Here is an 18,820-nt window from a genome sequence, read left to right as displayed (position 1 = left end):
ACTGGCCCGCCGCGCACTGCCTCCCATCCGGACTTTAACCGTCGGTCCAGGAATTTCACCTGGTCAACCGGCCGCTGGCTGCGGACGGGTCGCGGACTATAACCGCCGGTTCGGAATTACACCGACCCCGGAGTGCGCTGCTACTGGTACTGAAGCCAGTGTGCCACGGGTGATCGGCGGCCATACAGGTGAGTCAATGTGGCCTGGGTCACACATTCGATCGCTTTTGAGCGCGCCCGTTGCGCCGTTCGGCCGATTCGCTCCCCTATGCGCACACGGAGAGCCCCAGGGCGCCCCGCCCGGGCGACTCGACCGCCTCCCGCGAAATCCGCGCTCCGGGCCTTGCCGGATCGCGCACTTTGGTCCAGACCTATTGACGGGTTGGTCTAGTCCTCTTAACGTTCCCTTCATCTTCCCCGGGAGACAGCCCGTCAGATGTGCGCACGTCACGGGCCCACACGCACCACGTTTCAGCCTGTTGTGTCCTGCCATCCTCCCCTCCCCAGGAGGCACAATGCTGTCCCCCACCAAGACGAGGGCCATGCTCCTGACGTCCGGCGCCGCAATCGCCGGGCTTCTGGTCGCAGGGCTCTCGACGGGCGTCTCGCACGCCGCCGACAACGAGTCCTGTCGCCCCGACGGTCTGTACAAGACCGCGGGCGTGGACGTCCCGTACTGCTCGGTCTACGACGCCGAGGGCCGCGAGAAGATGGGCGCCGACCACCAGCGCCGCGTCATCGGCTACTTCACGGGCTGGCGCACGGGCAAGGACGGCACGCCCGCCTACCTGCCCCACAACATCCCGTGGTCCAAGGTCACCCACCTGAACTACGCCTTCGCCCACGTCGACGGCAACAACAAGATCTCGGTCGGCTCGGACAACGCGAACAACTCCGCCACCGGGATGACCTGGCCGGGCGTCGCGGGTGCCGAGATGGACCCCGCCCTCCCTTACAAGGGCAATTTCAATCTCCTGAACAAATTCAAGAAGCAGTACCCGAACGTCAAGACGCTGATCTCGGTCGGCGGCTGGGCGGAGACCGGCGGCTACTTCGGCGACGACGGCAACCGCGTCGCGTCGGGCGGCTTCTACTCGATGGCCACCAACGCCGACGGCTCGGTCAACACGGCCGGCATCAACACCTTCGCGGACTCCTCGGTCGAGTTCATCCGCAAGTACGGGTTCAACGGCGTCGACATCGACTACGAGTACCCGACCACGATGAAGGACGCGGGCAACCCGCTGGACTGGCAGCTCTCCAACGCCCGCCGGGCCGGACTGGTCCAGGGCTACGACGTCCTGATGAAGTCCCTGCGCGAGAAGCTCGACAAGGCCGGCGCCGCCGACGGCAAGCACTACCTGCTGACCGTCGCCGCCCCCTCCTCCGGCTACCTGCTGCGCGGCATGGAGACCTTCCAGATGCAGAAGTATCTGGACTACGTCAACATCATGTCCTACGACCTGCACGGCGCCTGGAACGAGTACGTCGGTCCCAACGCCTCGCTCTTCGACGACGGCAAGGACGCCGAGCTGGCGGCCGCCAACGTCTACGGCAGCTCGCAGTACGGGGGCATCGGTTACCTCAACACCGACTGGGCCTACCACTACTTCCGCGGCTCCATGCCGGCCGGCCGCATCAACATCGGCCTGCCCTACTACACCCGCGGCTTCAAGAACGTCCAGGGCGGCACCGACGGCCTGTGGGGCAAGGCTTCGGCGACCACCTGCCCGGCCGGCGCGGGTCTGACCAAGTGCGGCGACGGCGCGGTCGGCATCGACAACCTGTGGCACGACAAGGACACCAACGGGGTCGAGTCCCCCGCCGGTTCCAACCCGATGTGGCACGCCAAGAACCTCGAGAAGGGGATCGTCGGCGACTACGTCACCAAGTACGGCTTCCCCGCGAACACCACGCTGACCGGCACCTACGTCCGCAAGTACGACGCGAACCTGGTCGCCCCGTGGCTGTGGAACGCCCAGAAGAAGGTCTTCCTCTCCACGGAGGACGAGCAGTCGGTGGCGGCCAAGGCCGACTACGTGATCGACCGCGGCATCGGCGGCACCATGGTCTGGGAGATGGCCGGCGACTACGGCTGGAACGCCGCGAAGGGCCAGTACGAGATCGGCGACACGCTGACCTCCGTGATGTACGACAAGTTCAAGGCGGCCACCCCGTACGGCGCCAAGAAGTCCAACACCGCGCTGCCGACCCAGGCCGTGGACATCAAGACGGAGTTCAACGAGTTCAAGCTCGGCGACTCCAACTACCCGATCACCCCGAAGCTCAAGATCACCAACAACACGAACGCCACGCTTCCGGGCGGCACGGAGTTCCAGTTCGACTACTCGACGGCGGCTCCGGCCAACGCCTCCGACCAGTCGGGCTTCGGCACCAAGGTGATCAAGAGCGACCACACCGGCAGCAACGTCGGCGGTCTGAAGGGCGACTTCCACCGGGTCTCGCTGAAGCTCCCGGCGTGGCAGACGCTCGCCCCGGGCGCCTCGGTCGACCTGGCCTTCAACTACTACCTGCCGGTCTCGACGCCCTCCAACTGGACGGTGAACATCTCCGGCACGACGTACGCGCTCGCCGGTGACCTGGCGCGCGGCACGACGGTGGTCCAGCCGGGCAGCACCACGCCGCCCACCACCCCGCCGACGACTCCCCCGACCACACCTCCGACGACCCCGCCGACCACGCCCCCGACCACACCTCCGGGCGGCACCTGCACCAACCCGGCGTACGTCGCCGGCAACGTGTACACGGGCGGAACGGTCGTCTCCCACAAGGGCCGCAACTGGAAGGCCCAGTGGTGGACGCAGAACGAGGAGCCCGGCACCACCGGCGAGTGGGGCGTCTGGAAGGACCAGGGCGCCTGCTGACACCCCCGGGGTGACCGCGCAGGTGAAGTGACGTGAGGACCCGGTGGCCCGGCGGCCACCGGGTCTTCGCGTTCCCCGGGCGGTCCGGCGATCTTGCCGGGTCCCGCCAACTCCCTTGGTTCCGCGGGCTGTACGGTCCCAGGTGGCGGGCTCGCACGGGAGCGCGCCGGCCTACGAGGGGAGCGGACACCATGGGCGGCATCCTGGTCACGGGAGGCACGGGGAACCTGGGGGCGCTGGTCGTCGCCCGGCTGCGGGAGGCGGGCCACGAGGACGTCCGCGTGCTCAGCCGGCACGCACCCGTGCACCCGGTGGACCTGCTGAACGGCGCCGGGCTCGACGCGGCGATGGCGGGCGCCGAGGTGGTCGTGCACTGCGCGACCGCGACGCGCGGCGGTGACGAGGTGGCCGCCCGGCACCTGATCGAGGCGGCCCGGCGGGCCGGGACGGTCCGGAACATCGTCTACATCTCGATCGTGGGGGTGGACGAGGTCCCCCTCGGCTACTACCGGAGCAAGCTGGCCGTGGAGCGGCTGCTGGAGGCCTCCGGGCTCGGCGTGACGATTCTGCGGACCACGCAGTTCCACGACCTGGTGGCCCGGGTGTCCGGAACCGCGGCGAAACTGCCGGTGGTCCTGCTGCCGAAGGGGGTCCGGGTGCAGCCGATCGCCGCCGAGGAGGTCGCGGACCGGCTCGTGGAGCTGGCGGTACCGGCCCCGGCGGGCCGGGTCCCGGACATGGGCGGCCCCGAGACCCACACGCTGACGGACCTGGGCCGCGCGTACCTGACGGCGCGGGGCATCCACCGGCGCGTGGTGCCCCTCCCCCTGGCCGGCAAGGCGTACGCCGGATTCGTCCGCGGCGGCAACCTGGCACCCGCGCACGCGGTGGGCACGAAGACCTTCGCGCAGTTCCTGGCCGCCCGCGGAGCGGGCTGAGGGCGATCCGCCGTCCCGGGTCCGGTCGGGGCCCGGGTCAGGCCGTGAAGAGGACGGACTGTGCCGATTCGCGGGCGGCGAGCCGTGCCCCCGTGAGCACCGCCGTATCGCCGAGGTCGCCGGCCCGGACCTCGGTCGGGACCGGGCTCAGGGTGGTGAGGCGGCGGGCGACCCGGGCCGCCAGGTCGGGTCCGCCCGCGCGGCCGAGCTCCCCGCCGAGCACGAGGCAGCCGGGGTCGAGGATCGCCGCGACGGCCGCCGCCCCGAGGGCCAGCCGGTCGGCGAGGGCGTCCAGGAAGGCCGGTCCGGCAGCGCCCGCCACGGCCTCCTCGACCGGCCCCCGGTAGCCGTGGGCCGCGGCGAGCGCGGCCACCCCGGCCCGCCCGGTCAGCTCGTGGAAGCCTCCGTCGCAGTTCGTGGCCGACGGGAGGCCGCCCGTCCCGGGCACCGGCAGGAAGCCGATCTCGCCCGCTCCGCCGGAGGCGCCCCGGCGCAGCCGCCCGTCCAGGACCACGGCGGCGCCGACCCCGTCGCCGAGCCAGAGCAGCACGAAGGAGTCCAGGTCCCGGGCCGCGCCGACCCGCTGTTCGGCCAGGGCGGCCAGGTTGGTCTCGTTCTCCACCACGACCACCGCGGGCAGCCGCCGCTGCACCGCAGCCACCAGGTCCCGGTGCCAGGCGGGCAGGCCGGCGGTGTCGCGGAGCTCCCCGGTGCCCGGCGCCACCAGCCCCGGCGCCCCGATCACCACCGTGTGGAGCCGGTCGGCGCCCGCTTCCCGGACGAGCTCCTCCAGCCGGTCCACCGCTTCCTCCACGGCGTCGACCGGCAGGGCCGCCTGGGCCAGCGGCCGGCCGAGGAGGTCGGCGACGACCGCCGTGGCGCTGTCCGTCCGTACGTCGAGCGCGGCGAGGTACGCACGCCGCGCGACGATCCCGTAGAGCTTGGCGTTGGGCCCGCGCCGCTGTTCGCCGGATTCCCCGACGACCTCGATCAATCCGGCGCCGGTGAGCCGTTCCACCAGGTCGGCCACGGAAGGCCGGGACAGGCCGGTCAACTCCTTGAGCTGGGGCGCCGTCAGGGGCCCCTCCTCCTGGAGGAGTTCGAGGGCGAGCCGGTCGTTCATGGCCCGGGCCGTGCTCGGCGAGGCGGGGGACGGAGCGGGGGACGCGGCGCGGGTGGTGGCGCGGGTGGTGGCGGTCAGGGCCTTGGCAAGGGTCACGACGCCCATCCTAGGAGTTCCGGGGACTAACTATCAGGCAGGGTCCCTGATAGTTTACGAGTCATGACCGGGGAAACCGACCTCAGCCCGGCGCGACTGCGCCATGCCCGCTTCGCCATCGCCGGCGTCTTCTGCGCACACGGCGCCGTCACCGGCTCCTTCGCGACCCGCATCCCCTGGATCCAGGACCACGCGCAGCTCAGCGCGGGCACCCTGGGCCTGGCCCTCGCCTTCCCCGCCGTCGGCGCCGCGCTGACGATGCCGCTGGCCGGGCGGATCAACCACCGGCTGGGCGCGCGCACCGCCCTGCGGGTGCTGTTGTCCCTGTGGACCCTCGCGCTCATCCTGCCGAGCCTCGCCCCGAACCTGTGGACGCTCTGCTTCGTGCTCTTCGTCTACGGGGCCACCGCCGGCATGTCCGACGTGGCGATGAACGCGCTGGGCGTGGAGACCGAGAACCGGCTGGGGCGCTCGATCATGTCCTCGCTGCACGGCATGTGGAGCGTGGGCGCCCTCATCGGCTCGGCCGCCGGTACGGTCGCCGCGCACGCCGGCGCCGATGCGCGCCTGCACCACCTGGTCGCCGCGCTCGCCCTGACGCTGGCCGGGCTGATCGCCGTACGGGGCGTCCTGGACCTGCGGACCGACACCGGCGGGGAGGAGGCTCCGCCGCACTTCGCGCTGCCCCCGAAGTCCGCGCTGTTCATCGGCGCGATCGGCTTCTGCGCGGTCTTCGCGGAGGGCGCGAGCCTGGACTGGTCCGCGGTGTACCTGCGGGACGTGCTGGACACGGACGCCGGTCTCGCCGCCGCCTCCACCACGGCCTTCGCGCTGACGATGGCGCTCGCCCGGCTGGTCGGGGACAAGGTCGTGGACCGGTTCGGGGCCGTGCGCACGGTCCGCGTGGGCGGCGCACTGGCCACCGCGGGCGGGCTGCTCGTGGTCCTGGTCCACCATCCGGCCGCGGCCCTGGCCGGGTTCGGGCTGATCGGGCTCGGCATCGCGGTGGTGGTCCCGCTGGCCTTCGCGGCGGCCGCGCGCAGCGGGCCGGCCCCGGCGCAGGCCATCGCCGGTGTCGCGACGATCACGTACACCTCGGGGCTGATCGCCCCCTCGGCGATCGGCGCGGTGGCCGACGCGACCTCGCTGGTGGTGTCCTTCGGGCTGGTCACGCTGCTGTCGTTCGCGCTGATCGTGGGGGCGACCGTACTGCGGCAGCGGCCGGTGACGGCCGGGGTCCCGGCCGCCAACCGGGACGAACCTGCCCCTATCCGGCCGTAATATGGCGCCTGGTCACCTACGGCCTCGTAGCGTGACCACGCTCCCGACGAACGATGCGGTACGAACGAAAAGCGGTGGAACATGGGCCTCGGCGTGCGCTGGACCCTGCACGGAGACGGGCGGACCCCCGCCCCCGGCGCGGTGGTGCGGCCGGACGAGCGGCTGTCGTGGCCGCGGACCGCCGGGCTGGGTGCCCAGCACGTCGTGGCGATGTTCGGGGCGAGCTTCGTGGCCCCGGTCCTGATGGGGCTGGACCCGAACCTGGCCATCATGATGTCGGGCGTCGCCACCGTCATCTTCCTGCTGGCGACCCGCGGCCGGGTCCCCTCGTACCTGGGCTGCTCGCTCTCCTTCGTGGGGGTCGCGGCGGCGATCCGGGCGAGCGGCGGGGACAGCGCGACGGTCACGGGCGCGGTCTTCGTGGTCGGTGCGGCGCTGTTCCTGGCGGGGCTGGCGGTCCAGCGGTTCGGGGCCCGGATCATCCACGCGGCGATGCCGCCGGTGGTGACGGGCGCGGTCGTGATGCTGATCGGCTTCAACCTGGCGCCCGTGACGGCGTCCACGTACTGGCCGCAGGACCAGTGGACGGCCCTGCTGACGATGCTGTTCACCGGCCTGGCCGTGGTCTGCCTGCGGGGCTTCTGGTCGCGGATCGCGATCTTCCTCGGCCTGATCTTCGGGTACGGCATCTCCTGGGTCTTCGACCTCGTCTTCGGCAAGATCCACTCGACGATGGGCGGTCCCGAGGCCGTGGACCACTGGCGGCTCGACCTGTCGGGGGTCGGCAAGGCCGACTGGATCGGGCTGCCGACCTTCCACGCGCCGCAGTTCGAATGGTCGGCGATCCTGATCGCGCTGCCCGTGGTCATCGCGCTGATCGCGGAGAACGCCGGACACATCAAGGCCGTCGGCGAGATGACGGGCGACCCGCTCGACGACAAGCTCGGCACCGCCATCGCGGCCGACGGCGCCGCGTCGATGCTGTCCACGGCGGTGGGCGGCCCGCCGAACACCACCTACTCCGAGAACATCGGCGTCATGGCCGCCACCCGCGTCTACTCCACGGCGGCCTACTGGGCGGCGGCCGGCTTCGCCCTCCTCTTCGGCCTGTGCCCGAAGTTCGGCGCGGTCGTCGCCGCGATCCCCGGCGGGGTGCTGGGCGGGATCACCGTGATCCTGTACGGCATGATCGGCCTCCTCGGCGCGCAGATCTGGATCAACGGCCGGGTGGACCTGCGCAATCCGCTGAACCTGGTGCCGGCCGCGGCGGGCATCATCATCGGCGTCGGCGGGGTCAAGCTCAACATCACCGACAGCTTCGAGCTCGGCGGGATCGCGCTCGGCACGATCGTCGTGATCACGGGCTACCACGCCCTGCGGTACTTCGCACCGGCGCACCTGAAGCAGCAGGAACCGCTGCTGGACTCGGGTACGTCCGCGTACGACGAGACGGCCACCGGGGAGCCCGGGGACAAGCGGGGTTGACGGAGTTTCGCCCGAACCGGGGAAGCGTACGGCCAAGTTCCCCTGATCCCGGCCCGCGACTGCGACGCTGCGTCCCATGGTCCCCATGGAATCGGTGCTGGCGCGGATGCGCGCCCTGGACGAGCGGCTCCCCGAGCGGGACGGCGTCGCCGTCTTCAACCGGGTGTACCTCACGGTGACGCAGACCCTGCACGAGGGGATCGCGCACGGCGCGTTCCCCTCGCCCCGCCGGGCGGAAGCGCTCAGCGTCCGCTTCGCCGAGCGCTACCTGACGGCGGTGGAGGCCGACCGGGCCCCGGCGTGCTGGCGGCCGCTCCTCCAGTACCGCCGCCACCCCGGGATCCGGCCGCTCCAGCACGCGCTGGCCGGGATCAACGCCCACATCGGCCACGACCTGGCCCTGGCGGTGGTCGCCACCTGCCGTTCGCTCGACTGCGAACCGGCCGCGCTCGAAGCGGACTTCGACCGGGTCGGAGACACCCTGGTCTCCCTGGAGGAGCACATCCGGGAGGACCTGATGCCGGGCCCGGACCTGCTGGAGATCGCGGACCCGCTGACGCACCTGCTGGGCGCCTGGAGCCTGGACCGGGCCCGCGCGGGGGCCTGGGCCTCGGCCCGCCTGCTCTGGTCGCTGCGCCGCTCCCCCGACCTGGCGGAGGAGTTCACCGAGTCCCTCGACGCGGGCGTCGGCCTGGTGGGCCGCTGCCTGCTGACTCCGACGGGCTGAAACCCGGGCGGCGCCGGCCGGGCACATCCGAAGGAGACGGCCTAGCCTGGTGGCATGGCAACGGTGCAGGTCGGCGGGGTCGAGGTCGCCTACGCGCGCGCGGGTCACGGCCCTCCCCTGGTTCTCGTGCACGGAGCAGGCGTGGACGGCCGCATGTGGCAGCCCCAGCTGACGGACCTGGAAGACGAGTTCACCGTGGTGGCCTGGGACGAGCCGGGCGCGGGGCGTTCCTCCGATCTGCCGGCGGGCTTCGGGCTGACGGACTTCGCGCACTGCCTCGCCGCCGTGATCGAGGCGCTGCGGCTCGGCCCGGCCCACGTGGCCGGGCTCTCCTGGGGCGGGACGGTCGTACTGGAGCTGTACCGCCACCGGCCGGATCTGGTCAGGACGCTGCTCCTGGTCGACACCTACGCCGGATGGAAGGGCTCGCTGCCGCCGGAGGAGGTGGCGGCCCGGGTCGAGGGGGCCGAGCGGATGCTCGCGGTGCCCCGGGAGCAGTTCGATCCGACACTGCCGGGGCTGTTCGCCGGCGACCCTCCGGCCGCGTTCGTGCCCTTGCTCGACGCCATGGCGGGCGAGGTGCGGCCCGAGACCATGGGAGCGGAGCTGTTCATGATGGCCGAGGCCGACCAGCGCGACCTGCTGCCCACGATCACGGTGCCGACCCTGCTCCTCTGGGGCGAGCTCGACGTGCGGTCGCCCTTGAGCGTCGCCCGTGCGTTCGCGGAAGCGATCCCGAACGCCGAGCTCGTGGTGCTCCCCGGCGCGGGGCACGTCAGCAACCTCGAGACACCGGAGCGGTTCAACCACGCCGCCCGCACGTTCTGCCGCGCCCACCCGTGACCCGCTGGCCGAGGTGACGCCCCGGATCCTGCGGGCGCGGGAGTACACGGGTGAGGGGTGCGGGGAGTGGGAGCGGCCGTACCCGCCCCGGGCATGAGAACGGGCCGTCCCTGCGCTCTCGCGCGCGGGGACGGCCCGTGTCGGGGGGCCGGGAGGGGTCAGTCCTCCGGGAGTTCGACCGGGGCTATCTCGTCGTAGACGTCGCCCGGGCCGGGGTTGGTGGAGTCCGTGGAGCCGCCGAGGTGGTGCATGACGCCCCAGACGGCGTTGAGGGCCGTCTGGACCGCGCCCTCCGCCCAGCCCGCCGTCCAGGAGATGTCGTCGCCCGCGAGGAAGATGCCGCGCTTGTCCTCGGGGAGGCGGTCCTGCATGAAGTGGGTGAACAGGCGGCGCTGGTAGCGGTAGTGGCCCGGCAGGTTGGCCTTGAACGCGCCCATGAAGTAGGGCTCGTTCTCCCAGGACACGGTCACCGGGTTGCCGATGATGTGGCGGCGGATGTCGACCTTCGGGTAGATCTCGCCGAGGGACTTCAGCATGACCTCCATCCGCTCGTTCGCGGACAGCGGCAGCCACTTCAGGCTGTCGTCGCACCAGGTGTAGGAGAGGCAGATGACGGCCGGCTTGTCGGGGCCGTTGTCGAGGAGGTACGTGCCGCGGGTCATGCGGTCGGTGAGGGTCATCGACATGACGTCGCGGCCCGTCTCCTCGTCCTTGTCCAGCCAGAAGGGGCGGTCCACCGGGATGAAGAGCTTGCTGGACTCCATGTAGTGGGTCCGCTCGATCGCCGTCCAGTGGTCGATCGGGAAGAGCGTGTCGTCGCACGCGATCTTCGAGAGCAGCATCCAGGACTGGGCCGTGAAGATCGCGGCGCGGTACGTGCGGATGTCGCCGGTGGCGTCCGTGACCGTGATGCGGTTGCCCGCCGTGCGGTGCAGGCGGGTGACCGCCGGGCGCGGGGTTCCCCCGTGCAGGGAGGAGAGGGAGGTGCCCTGCGCCCAGTGCACGATCTTCTCGGGCTCGCGGTCCCACATGCGCAGCGGGAGCTGCTGCGAGCCGCCCACGATGCCGCGGTGGTGGTCGTCCGCCTCGGTGTAGACGACGCGCAGGATCTCGAGGATCGAGTTCGGGAAGTCGGTGTCCCAGCCGCCCGTGCCGAAGCCGACCTGGCCGAAGATCTCGCGCTTGCGGAAGGACTTGAAGGCCTCGGACTTGCAGAGGAACCCGTAGAAGGTCTCGTCGTCGAGCTTCTCGACGAGCTTCGCCCAGATCTCCCGGATGCGCGGGACGTCCCGCTCGCGCATCGCGGTGTTCATGTCGGAGAAGTCGGCGCCCTCGTCCAGGCAGGCGTTCCACGCGGCGGACACGTCGCGGTAGACCTGCGGGAGGTCGGCGATGGTCTCGGCGTAGTGGGTCTCGCCCTTGAGGTCGACCACCGTCGAGGGGGTGGCCTCGGCGAGCGGGTTCGGGAAGGGCTCGGTGACCAGGCCGACGAGGTCGATGTAGTGCTGGAGGGCCGTGGAGGACGGCGGGAAGCGCATGGCGCCCATCTCCGCGGTCAGCTCCTCGGTGCCCGCGCCCTCGAAGCCCACCGTGCGCAGCCGGCCGCCGATCTGGTCGGCCTCGTAGACGACGGGCTTGAGGCCCATCTTCATCAGCTCGTAGGCGGAGATGATGCCGGACAGCCCGCCGCCGATGACGGCAACCTCGGTGCCGTGCTCGGTCGCCGGTATCTGCCCGAGGCCCGCCGGGTGGGCCAGGAAGTCGTCGTACGCGTAGGGGAAGTCCGGACCGAACATCGTGATCGGCAGCTGGCCGTCGCTGTGCGGGACGGCGGTGGTGGGCACCGTGGACGTCATGGGGTACGACTCCTAGCGGGGTGGGGCAGGGGGGAAGGGCAAGCAGGGGGGAGGGCGCCGGCGGGCGCGGGCGCGGCCTCGGTCAGACGAGCGAGGCGTACAGACCGGGGCGGCGGTCGCGCAGGTACGGGTTGGTCTCGCGCGAGACGCGCAGCAGCTCGGGGTCGGCCTCGCCGAACACCAGCTCCTCGCCGCGGCCGGCCCGGGTGCGGGTGACCCCGTCGGGGCTGGCCAGGCAGCTGAGGCCGACGAACTCGAACTCGCCTTCCGGGCCGGTGCGGTTGACGTACGCGATGTACATCTGGTTCTCGAAGGCCCGTACGGGGACCAACTGTTCGGCGACGAACTGGAACGGGTGCATCTGCGCGGTCGGCACCAGGAGGAGGTCGGTGCCGGCGAGCGCGTGCGCCCGGACGTTCTCGGGGAACTCCACGTCGTAGCAGATCATCACGCCGACGCGGAGGCCGCCGAGGTCCGCCTGGACCACCGGGGTGTCGCCGGGGGTGAAGGCCGCCTGCTCGAAGCAGCCGAAGAGGTGGGTCTTGCGGTAGTTCGCGAGCCGTTCCCCGTCGGGGCCGACGAGCTGCGCCGCGTTGTAGACGGCGTCCCCGTCCCGCTCGGGGTAGCCGTAGAGCACGGCCAGCCCGTGGCGGCGGGCGATCTCGCCGATGGCGCGGGCGGACATGCCGTCGGCCGGTTCGGCGAGCCGGGCGATGTCCTCGATCTCCAGCGCGTAGCCGGTCAGGAACATCTCCGAGGTCACGAGGAGCCCGGCCCCCGCCTGTGCGGCGCGTGCCGCGGCCTCTTCGAGCGCCTTCAGGTTGTCGGCGGTGTCGCCGAGCCGTCCGGAGCTCTGGAGGAGGGCGGTGCGCAGCGGGGGCATGGGCGTACCTCTGTGGCAGGAGGGGTGGGGGTCCTTAGACGGTACGTTCGCGCGTTCGACCGGGACAAGGCGTGACCGTTGCGCTCCGCGCATCGATTCGTTGCGCATTGACGGGAGAAGGCGGCGATTCGTTGCGCGGAGGCTCTGCGAACGGTCCGAAAGGCCTTTTCGGGTGCCCTACGGGGCCGGGCGGAAGGCCGGGTGCACGCTCAGCCTGCGCAGGTCTTCCAGGATGTCGGGAGCGTGGTTCGAGACCACCCGCCCGCTCCAGCCGTCGCAGAGGGCGGGAACCGTGAGCGTGCCGCCGTGGTCGTGCCCGGCGGCCTCGTAGGCGCGGCGGAGCGCGTCGTGCCCCGCCGGGTCGGAGCCGGGCCGCAGGACGGTCAGGGCCACGGTGTCCCGCAGGCCCAGGTCGACGAAGGCGGCGGTGACGCCGAGGCAGCTCGGACAGTCGTCGGCGGCGACGTACAGCCGGTACCGGTGCGGCTCGGGCGAGAACCCGGTCCCGATGCGGCCCCGGAGGACGGCGGCCGCGGGCGGGGCGAGGCTCCGGGCGGGCGCCGGGACGTGGCTCTGGGAACGCGCCTGGACAGGGTTCTGGGCAGGGGCCTGGACGGGCGTCTGGACATGGGTCTGGGACATGGCTCTCCTCGGTCTGTGTGCGTACGCGCGTGCTCGGCGGGGCCTCAGGAGGCCGGGGCCGTGGCACTGCAGACGCGGAGGAGATCTATGTGCAGCCGGCGGGTGAGCCAGGAGCGGCGCAGCGGGGTGGTCACGGAGGAGGGTGTGGTGCCGGAGGGTGGGGTGAGCTGGTCCACCGGGCCCCCTTCCTGTCCGCCACCCCCATTAGGCTGGCGATCGCAGTCTCATGGCACCGCCAGGGGCCGTCAAGACCGCCCGCAAGAGTCCGTACAAGTGCTCGTACGCGTGCCCGTGGCCGATGCCCGTACCCGTGCCCGTGGCGGGTGCCCGTACGAGGTGCCCGCGCCCGATGGAAGGAAGCTCCCGCTCATGTCCCGTGAGTCCCGGCCCGGTGCGGTCCTCGACAATCCCGTCTGGGCCGCGCTCGACGGCCCGCACCGGGGCTTCGCCGAGATCGGCCCCGCCGGGCTCGCCGCCCGTTACCCGGACGGGGTGTCGCCCTTCGCCGCGCTCTGCGACCCGGAGGATCCGCGGGCCTGGGCGGACCTGGCCGAGCTCGCCGGCCCCGGCCAGGAGGTCTGGGTGACCGGGCTGCCGACCCCGCCCGCGAGCTGGGAGACCCTGATGTCGATACCGGGCGTGCAGCTGGACGGCCGGGCGGTACGGGGCAAGGAGGAGCCGGAGGCGGTCCTGCTGGGGCCGGCCGACGTGCCCGAGATGCTGGAGCTGGTCGAGCTGACCCGGCCCGGCCCCTTCGGGGAGCGCACCGTCGAGCTGGGGACGTACCTCGGGATCCGCCGCGGCGGCCGGCTCGTCGCGATGGCGGGCGAGCGGATGCGGCCGCCGGGCTGGTCGGAGATCAGCGCCGTCTGCACGCACCCCGGTCACCGGGGCGAGGGGCTCGCCGGGCGGCTGATCCGCGCGGTCGCGGCCGCCGTGGAGGAGCGCGGGGACTCCCCGTTCCTGCACGCCGCGGCGGAGAACACGGCGGCCGTGGGGCTGTACCTCTCGATGGGGTTCACCCTGCGCCGCGAGCCGGTCTTCATCGGGCTTCGCACGCCCGACACGAAGGCTTAACACGGATTGACATTCCGTTCGTTGTGGCCCGGTCCCTCCTGATCTAGCGTCGGAAGCACGACCGGGACCGACGAGCGAAGGGGGTGGGCCGGCATGACCGTACGAACCGCCGCTGCCGCCCTCATCCCGCGCCGCGCCGTCCGTCTGCACTCCCGCGCGCACATCGACCTCCTGCGCGTCGCCGGCTCCCTCTGTCGTTCCTGATCAGCGTTTCGCGATCCGCTCCGTCCTTCGCCGCGCCGCCCGATCAGGAGGCAGTTCCGCCATGCCCGTGCACCCTTCCCCCTCCCCCGCGCTCCACCTCGCCGTGGCCCTCGACGGTGCCGGCTGGCATCCCGCCGCCTGGCGCGAACCGGGTGCGGACGCCGACCGGCTGTTCACCGCCGGCTACTGGGCCGCGCTGGTCGCCGAGGCCGAGGCCGGGCTGCTGGACTTCGTCACCTTCGAGGACTCGCTGAGCCTGCAGTCCACCGATCCGGCCGGGCCCGACGGCCGCACCGATCTGGTCCGGGGCCGGCTCGACGCGGTGCTGGTCGCCGCCCGGGTGGCGCCGCTGAGCCGGCACATCGGGCTGGTGCCGAGCGTGGTGGCCACCCACACGGAGCCGTTCCACGTCTCCAAGGCGCTCGCCACCCTGGACTACGTGAGCCGCGGGCGCGCCGGTCTGCGCATCCAGATCTCCGAACGGCCGGACGAGGTACGCCACTTCGGGCGCCGTACGGCGCCCCTGGACCCGGCCGAGCTGTACGGGGAGGCCGCCGACCACGTCGAGGTGGTGCGGCGGCTGTGGGACAGCTGGGAGGACGACGCCGAGATCCGCGACGTGGCCACCGGACGGTTCATCGACCGCACCAAGCTGCACTACATCGACTTCGAGGGCCCCCGGTTCAGCGTGAAGGGCCCCTCGATCACCCCGCGGCCGCCCCAGGGCCTGCCCCCGGTGAGCGCGCTGGCCTCGGACGCCACCGTGTACCCCTTCCTCGCCCGGTCGGCCGACATCGGCTACGTGCCCGCGCACGATGCCGGCGAGATCCGCACCGCCGTGGCCGCGCTGCCCGGCACCCCGCACCTGTTCGGTGAGCTGACGGTCTTCCTCGACGAGCAGCCGGCCGCGGCGGAGCGGCGGCTCCAGCGGCTGGACGCCGCGCACGGGGCCGCGTACACGAGTGACGCCCCCGTCTTCGCGGGGACTCCGGCGCACCTCGCCGACCTGCTGCTGGAGGGGCGGGAGGCCGGGCTGACCGGCTTCCGGCTGCGGCCGGGGGTGCTCGCCCACGACCTGCCGGCGATCACCCGCGGCCTGGTGCCGGAGCTCCAGCGGCGCGGGGTGTTCCGGCGGGCCTACGAGGCCTCCTCGCTCCGCGGCCTGCTGGGGCTGCCGCGCCCGGCGAACCGGTACGCCGCCGGCCGGCCGGCCCCCGCCGCTTCCACCGCCGCCACCGCTTCCCCCGCCGCCTGATCCCCCAGGAAGGACCGACAGCACCCATGAGCAAGCCGCTCAAGCAGATCCATCTCGCGGCGCACTTCCCCGGGGTCAACAGCACCACCGTGTGGAGCGACCCGGCCTCCGGGAGCCAGATCGACTTCGATTCCTTCGTCCATTTCGCGCGGACCGCCGAGCGCGCGAAGTTCGATTTCCTCTTCCTCGCCGAGGGTCTGCGCCTGCGCGAACAGGGCGGCGAGATCTACGATCTGGACGTGGTGGGCCGCCCGGACACCTTCACCGTGCTGGCGGCGCTCGCCGCCGTCACCGAACACCTCGGGCTGACCGGCACCATCAACTCCACCTTCAACGAACCGTACGAGGTGGCCCGCCAGTTCGCCTCCCTCGACCACCTGTCGGGGGGCCGCGCCGCCTGGAACGTGGTCACCTCCTGGGATGCCTTCACCGGGGAGAACTTCCGGCGCGGCGGCTTCCTGCCGCGCGAGGAACGCTACGAGCGGGCCCGGGAGTTCCTGGACACCGCCCACGAGCTCTTCGACTCCTGGGACGGCGGCGAGATCCTCGCCGACCCGGTCTCCGGGGAGTTCCTGCGGGACGCGGGCCCCGGCGCCTTCGCCCACCGGGGCGAGCAGTTCGACATCTCCGGGCACTTCAACGTGCCGCGCAGCCCGCAGGGCCGGCCGGTGATCTTCCAGGCGGGCGATTCGGACGAGGGCCGGGAGTTCGCCGCGGCCTCCGCGGACGCCATCTTCGGCCGGTACGGCACGCTGGACGAGGGCCGCGCCTTCTACGCGGACGTCAAGGGGCGCCTGTCCCGGTACGGGCGCACTCACGACGAGCTGAAGATCCTCCCGGCGGCGACCTTCGTGCTCGGCGACACGGACGCCGAGGCGCGGGAGCTGGCCCACGAGGTGCGGCGCCTGCAGGTCAGCGGGGCGACCGCGATCAAGTACCTGGAGCACGTGTGGAACCGGGACCTGTCGGGCTACGACCCGGACGGGCCGCTGCCGGACGTGGATCCCGAGCCCGGGGAGAACACCATCGCGCTGGGCCGGGCGAGCGTGCGCATGAACCGCGACCCGGTGGCCGTCGCGCGGGAGTGGCGGGAGCGGGCGGCCGCCGGTGGCCTGTCCATCCGGGAGCTGGTGATCGAGACGACCGCCCGGCAGTCCTTCGTGGGCTCGCCGCTCACCGTCGCCCAGGCCATCGACGCCCTGGTCCAGGCGGACGCGGCCGACGGATTCATCCTGGTCCCGCACCTGACCCCGGGCGGGCTCGACGCCTTCGCGGACACCGTCGTCCCGCTGCTCCAGGAGCGCGGGGTGTTCCGCCGGGAGTACGACGGCCCGACGCTGCGCGACCACCTCGGGCTGGCCGCGCCCCGCGCGCTCGCCCCCGTCCGCGGCTGACCCCGGCCCCCGCAGGACCCCGCCCGAAGCCCGTCCCACAGAAGGGGGAACACCATGCCCGGTATCCCGCTCGGGGTCCTCGACCTCGTCCCGATCCCGTCCGGCTCCACGGCGGCCGAGGCCCTGCGCGGCAGCGTCGACCTGGCCCGGCAGACCGAACGGTTCGGCTACGTCCGCTACTGGTTCGCCGAGCACCACCTGAATCCGGGGGTCGCGGGGACCTCGCCCGCCGTCGTGCTGGCGCTGACCGCCTCGGCCACCTCGACGATCCGGATCGGCTCGGGGGCGGTCCAGCTCGGGCACCGCACGGCCCTGTCGACGGTCGAGGAGTTCGGCCTGCTGGACGCGGTGCACCCCGGGCGGATCGACCTGGGTCTGGGACGCTCGGCGGGCGGCCCGCCGGCGCGCCGTGCCGGGGCCGAGCCGCCGGTGGCGTACACCACGGCGAACGGCCTGCGCATACCGAAGCCCTTCTCCTTCGCCCACCTGCGCGATCATCCGCGGATCGCGCTCCAGCAGCGGTTGTTGCAGCTGCCGGGCGCCACGGCGCAGGAGTACTCCGAGCAAGTGGGCGACGTACTGGCCCTGTTGCGCGGGGAGTACCGCTCGCCGGACGGAGTGGAAGCGCATGCCGTACCCGGGGAGGGCGCCGAGGTGCAGGTGTGGGTGCTGGGCAGCAGCGCGGGGGTGAGCGCGGAGACGGCCGGTGCGAACGGGCTCCGGTTCGCGGCGAACTACCACGTCAGCCCGGCGAGCGTGCTGGAGGCCGCCGAGGCCTACCGGGCCGCCTTCAAGCCCTCGGCCGGGCCGGGCGGGCTGGACCGGCCGCACCTGACCGTGTCGGCCGATGTCGTGGTGGCCCCGGACGACGCCGAGGCGCAGGAGCTGGCCGCCGGGTACGCGCCGTGGGTGCACAGCATCCGGTCCGGTGCGGGTGCGATCCCCTTCCCCTCGCCCGAGGAGGCCCGCGCGCTGACCCGGGGGTGGTCCACGGCGGAGCACGAGCTGGTCGCGGACCGGGTGGAGACGCAGTTCGCCGGTTCGCCGGCCACCGTGGCCGACCAGCTGGAGCGGCTGCGGGACGCGACCGGTGCGGACGAGCTGCTGATCACCACGATCACGCACGGGCACGCCGACCGGGTGCGCTCGTACCGGCTGCTGGCCGGGGAGTGGGCGCGGCGGGGGCATCTGCGCTGGTAGGCCGGGCCGTTGCGGGGATTCCCGCGGGCGGGTTTGGCACGGAGCGGAGCGGTCACACGCGGGGAGGACAGTCTGCGACCTCATCGCGAAGGGAACCGTCATGAACCGCAGCCCCTCCAGGGCGACCACGTCCACCACGTCCAGCACGTCCACCGCACCGCCCGCGGCTCCCCGCGTCCCGGCGGCCCGCGCGTCCCGGCTGCCCGGGTCCGCCGGACACCACTGGCAGTGGCAGTCGCGGGCCGCCTGCCGCGATCTCGGCTCGACGCGGTTCTTCCATCCCGCGGACGAGCGGGGCGAGGACCGGGAGCAGCGCGACGAGGCCGCGAAGCAGGTCTGCGCCGGATGCCCGGTGCGCGCGGCGTGCCTGGAGCACGCCCTGCGCACGCGGGAGCCGTACGGGGTGTGGGGCGGCCTGACCGAAGAGGAGCGCCGCGAGCTGCTGCGCAAGCGCGGTGAGCGGGCGGTGGGGACCGCTACGCGGGCGCGCCGGAGGTGAAGCGGCGCAGGAGCGGGGAGAGGACGAGGACGGACTTGGTGCGCTCCACGAAGGGCTCGCCCGCGATCCGCTCCAGGACCCGCTCGAAGTGCCGCATGTCGGAGGCGAAGATCTGGACGAGGGCGTCCGCGTCGCCGGTGACGGTCGACGCGGACACCACCTCGGGGTAGCGCTCCAGCCCCCGCCGGATGTCGTCCGGCGAGGTGTTGTGGCGGCAGTACATCTCGATGAAGCCCTCGGTCTCCCAGCCCATCGAGGCGGGGTCCACGCGGACGGTGAAGCCGGTGATGGCTCCTTCGGCGCGCAGCCGGTCCACACGCCGTTTGACGGCGGGGGCCGAGAGTCCGACCTCGGAGCCGATGTCCGCGAAGGAGCGGCGGGCGTCCTTGGCCAGGGCGTGCACGATGCGTTCGTCGAGATCGTTCAGTCGCAC

18 protein-coding genes and 1 riboswitch are annotated in these 18,820 nt (G+C 72.5%); of the genes, 12 read left to right on the top strand and 6 right to left on the bottom strand.

Features of this window, described 5'->3' with window-relative positions:
* Window positions 1-9: 9 nt before the first annotated feature.
* A riboswitch (FMN riboswitch) is annotated at window positions 10-140 on the bottom strand.
* Window positions 141-514: 374 nt separating this feature from the next.
* Complete coding sequence (locus tag ACE1OC_RS33380; RefSeq protein WP_407840100.1) at window positions 515-2,884, top strand: chitinase C-terminal domain-containing protein; 2,370 nt, start codon at window positions 515-517, stop codon at window positions 2,882-2,884.
* A 191-nt stretch (window positions 2,885-3,075) separates the two neighbouring features.
* Window positions 3,076-3,822, top strand: a complete 747-nt coding sequence (locus ACE1OC_RS33375) for an SDR family oxidoreductase (protein WP_407840099.1) — start codon at window positions 3,076-3,078, stop codon at window positions 3,820-3,822.
* Between the two features lie 37 nt (window positions 3,823-3,859).
* On the opposite strand, the gene ACE1OC_RS33370 is transcribed toward ACE1OC_RS33375, so the two are convergent.
* Window positions 3,860-4,945 carry an ROK family transcriptional regulator gene (locus tag ACE1OC_RS33370; RefSeq protein WP_407841759.1) on the bottom strand — a complete coding sequence of 362 codons (1,086 nt, stop codon included), beginning with the start codon at window positions 4,943-4,945 and terminating at the stop codon, window positions 3,860-3,862.
* Window positions 4,946-5,104: 159 nt separating this feature from the next.
* On the opposite strand from ACE1OC_RS33370, the gene ACE1OC_RS33365 reads away from it, so the two are divergent.
* The 4 genes from ACE1OC_RS33365 to ACE1OC_RS33350 all read left to right on the top strand — a co-directional run bounded on the left by ACE1OC_RS33365 (window position 5,105) and on the right by ACE1OC_RS33350 (window position 9,377).
* On the top strand, window positions 5,105-6,322 hold the full coding sequence (locus tag ACE1OC_RS33365) for an MFS transporter (protein WP_407840098.1): 1,218 nt from the start codon (window positions 5,105-5,107) through the stop codon (window positions 6,320-6,322).
* Window positions 6,323-6,403: 81 nt separating this feature from the next.
* Entirely contained in the window at window positions 6,404-7,807 is a 1,404-nt protein-coding gene (locus ACE1OC_RS33360; protein ID WP_407840097.1) for a uracil-xanthine permease family protein, read from the top strand.
* A gap of 76 nt (window positions 7,808-7,883) precedes the next feature.
* Window positions 7,884-8,534 carry a DUF5995 family protein gene (locus ACE1OC_RS33355; RefSeq protein ID WP_407840096.1) on the top strand — a complete coding sequence of 217 codons (651 nt, stop codon included), beginning with the start codon at window positions 7,884-7,886 and terminating at the stop codon, window positions 8,532-8,534.
* 54 nt (window positions 8,535-8,588) lie between these two features.
* Complete coding sequence (locus tag ACE1OC_RS33350; protein WP_407840095.1) at window positions 8,589-9,377, top strand: alpha/beta fold hydrolase; 789 nt, start codon at window positions 8,589-8,591, stop codon at window positions 9,375-9,377.
* Window positions 9,378-9,535: 158 nt separating this feature from the next.
* On the opposite strand, the gene ACE1OC_RS33345 is transcribed toward ACE1OC_RS33350, so the two are convergent.
* The 4 genes from ACE1OC_RS33345 to ACE1OC_RS33330 all read right to left on the bottom strand — a co-directional run bounded on the left by ACE1OC_RS33345 (window position 9,536) and on the right by ACE1OC_RS33330 (window position 12,934).
* Window positions 9,536-11,233 (bottom strand): flavin monoamine oxidase family protein, encoded by a 1,698-nt coding sequence (locus ACE1OC_RS33345; RefSeq protein ID WP_407840094.1) that lies wholly within the window; start codon window positions 11,231-11,233, stop codon window positions 9,536-9,538.
* 82 nt (window positions 11,234-11,315) lie between these two features.
* Window positions 11,316-12,116 (bottom strand): carbon-nitrogen hydrolase family protein, encoded by an 801-nt coding sequence (locus tag ACE1OC_RS33340; protein WP_274547866.1) that lies wholly within the window; start codon window positions 12,114-12,116, stop codon window positions 11,316-11,318.
* A 177-nt stretch (window positions 12,117-12,293) separates the two neighbouring features.
* Window positions 12,294-12,758: a hypothetical protein gene (locus tag ACE1OC_RS33335; RefSeq protein ID WP_407840093.1), complete on the bottom strand. Its 465-nt coding sequence runs from the start codon at window positions 12,756-12,758 to the stop codon at window positions 12,294-12,296.
* Between the two features lie 44 nt (window positions 12,759-12,802).
* Window positions 12,803-12,934: a hypothetical protein gene (locus ACE1OC_RS33330; protein ID WP_407840092.1), complete on the bottom strand. Its 132-nt coding sequence runs from the start codon at window positions 12,932-12,934 to the stop codon at window positions 12,803-12,805.
* Between the two features lie 193 nt (window positions 12,935-13,127).
* Between ACE1OC_RS33330 and ACE1OC_RS33325 the strand changes: the two genes are divergently transcribed.
* The 6 genes from ACE1OC_RS33325 (at window position 13,128) to ACE1OC_RS33300 (ending at window position 18,387) form a co-directional block, all read left to right on the top strand.
* Entirely contained in the window at window positions 13,128-13,835 is a 708-nt protein-coding gene (locus tag ACE1OC_RS33325) for a GNAT family N-acetyltransferase (RefSeq protein ID WP_407840091.1), read from the top strand.
* Window positions 13,836-13,928: 93 nt separating this feature from the next.
* Window positions 13,929-14,039, top strand: coding sequence for a putative leader peptide (locus tag ACE1OC_RS33320; RefSeq protein WP_407840090.1), 111 nt, complete (start codon window positions 13,929-13,931; stop codon window positions 14,037-14,039).
* A 61-nt stretch (window positions 14,040-14,100) separates the two neighbouring features.
* Window positions 14,101-15,294 (top strand): LLM class flavin-dependent oxidoreductase, encoded by a 1,194-nt coding sequence (locus ACE1OC_RS33315; protein WP_407840089.1) that lies wholly within the window; start codon window positions 14,101-14,103, stop codon window positions 15,292-15,294.
* 26 nt (window positions 15,295-15,320) lie between these two features.
* Window positions 15,321-16,688 (top strand): NtaA/DmoA family FMN-dependent monooxygenase, encoded by a 1,368-nt coding sequence (locus tag ACE1OC_RS33310; protein ID WP_407840088.1) that lies wholly within the window; start codon window positions 15,321-15,323, stop codon window positions 16,686-16,688.
* Between the two features lie 54 nt (window positions 16,689-16,742).
* Entirely contained in the window at window positions 16,743-17,888 is a 1,146-nt protein-coding gene (locus tag ACE1OC_RS33305; protein WP_407840087.1) for an LLM class flavin-dependent oxidoreductase, read from the top strand.
* Between the two features lie 100 nt (window positions 17,889-17,988).
* A complete protein-coding gene (locus tag ACE1OC_RS33300; RefSeq protein WP_407840086.1) occupies window positions 17,989-18,387 on the top strand; it encodes a WhiB family transcriptional regulator in 399 nt (132 codons plus the stop codon).
* Here the strand turns inward: ACE1OC_RS33300 and ACE1OC_RS33295 are convergent.
* Window positions 18,365-18,820, bottom strand: a complete 456-nt coding sequence (locus ACE1OC_RS33295; protein WP_243334460.1) for an Lrp/AsnC family transcriptional regulator — start codon at window positions 18,818-18,820, stop codon at window positions 18,365-18,367. The two genes, ACE1OC_RS33300 and ACE1OC_RS33295, sit on opposite strands and share 23 nt — an antisense overlap.

Source organism: Streptomyces stoeckheimensis (genome assembly GCF_045822005.1).
GTDB classification, from domain to species: domain Bacteria; phylum Actinomycetota; class Actinomycetes; order Streptomycetales; family Streptomycetaceae; genus Streptomyces; species Streptomyces stoeckheimensis.
Note: the sequence above shows the minus strand (reverse complement) of the source record. Positions and strands in the feature narration are given on the sequence as shown.

Bases quoted from the DNA above. Each gene is read 5' to 3' on its own strand.
- ACE1OC_RS33380 (WP_407840100.1), top strand. From the start codon at position 515: ATGCTGTCCCCCACCAAGACGAGGGCCATGCTCCTGACGTCCGGCGCC.
- ACE1OC_RS33375 (WP_407840099.1), top strand. From the start codon at position 3,076: ATGGGCGGCATCCTGGTCACGGGAGGCACGGGGAACCTGGGGGCGCTG.
- ACE1OC_RS33370 (WP_407841759.1), bottom strand. From the start codon at position 4,945: ATGAACGACCGGCTCGCCCTCGAACTCCTCCAGGAGGAGGGGCCCCTG.
- ACE1OC_RS33365 (WP_407840098.1), top strand. From the start codon at position 5,105: ATGACCGGGGAAACCGACCTCAGCCCGGCGCGACTGCGCCATGCCCGC.
- ACE1OC_RS33360 (WP_407840097.1), top strand. From the start codon at position 6,404: ATGGGCCTCGGCGTGCGCTGGACCCTGCACGGAGACGGGCGGACCCCC.
- ACE1OC_RS33355 (WP_407840096.1), top strand. From the start codon at position 7,884: ATGGTCCCCATGGAATCGGTGCTGGCGCGGATGCGCGCCCTGGACGAG.
- ACE1OC_RS33350 (WP_407840095.1), top strand. From the start codon at position 8,589: ATGGCAACGGTGCAGGTCGGCGGGGTCGAGGTCGCCTACGCGCGCGCG.
- ACE1OC_RS33345 (WP_407840094.1), bottom strand. From the start codon at position 11,233: ATGACGTCCACGGTGCCCACCACCGCCGTCCCGCACAGCGACGGCCAG.
- ACE1OC_RS33340 (WP_274547866.1), bottom strand. From the start codon at position 12,116: ATGCCCCCGCTGCGCACCGCCCTCCTCCAGAGCTCCGGACGGCTCGGC.
- ACE1OC_RS33335 (WP_407840093.1), bottom strand. From the start codon at position 12,758: ATGTCCCAGACCCATGTCCAGACGCCCGTCCAGGCCCCTGCCCAGAAC.
- ACE1OC_RS33325 (WP_407840091.1), top strand. From the start codon at position 13,128: ATGTCCCGTGAGTCCCGGCCCGGTGCGGTCCTCGACAATCCCGTCTGG.
- ACE1OC_RS33320 (WP_407840090.1), top strand. From the start codon at position 13,929: ATGACCGTACGAACCGCCGCTGCCGCCCTCATCCCGCGCCGCGCCGTC.
- ACE1OC_RS33315 (WP_407840089.1), top strand. From the start codon at position 14,101: ATGCCCGTGCACCCTTCCCCCTCCCCCGCGCTCCACCTCGCCGTGGCC.
- ACE1OC_RS33310 (WP_407840088.1), top strand. From the start codon at position 15,321: ATGAGCAAGCCGCTCAAGCAGATCCATCTCGCGGCGCACTTCCCCGGG.
- ACE1OC_RS33305 (WP_407840087.1), top strand. From the start codon at position 16,743: ATGCCCGGTATCCCGCTCGGGGTCCTCGACCTCGTCCCGATCCCGTCC.
- ACE1OC_RS33300 (WP_407840086.1), top strand. From the start codon at position 17,989: ATGAACCGCAGCCCCTCCAGGGCGACCACGTCCACCACGTCCAGCACG.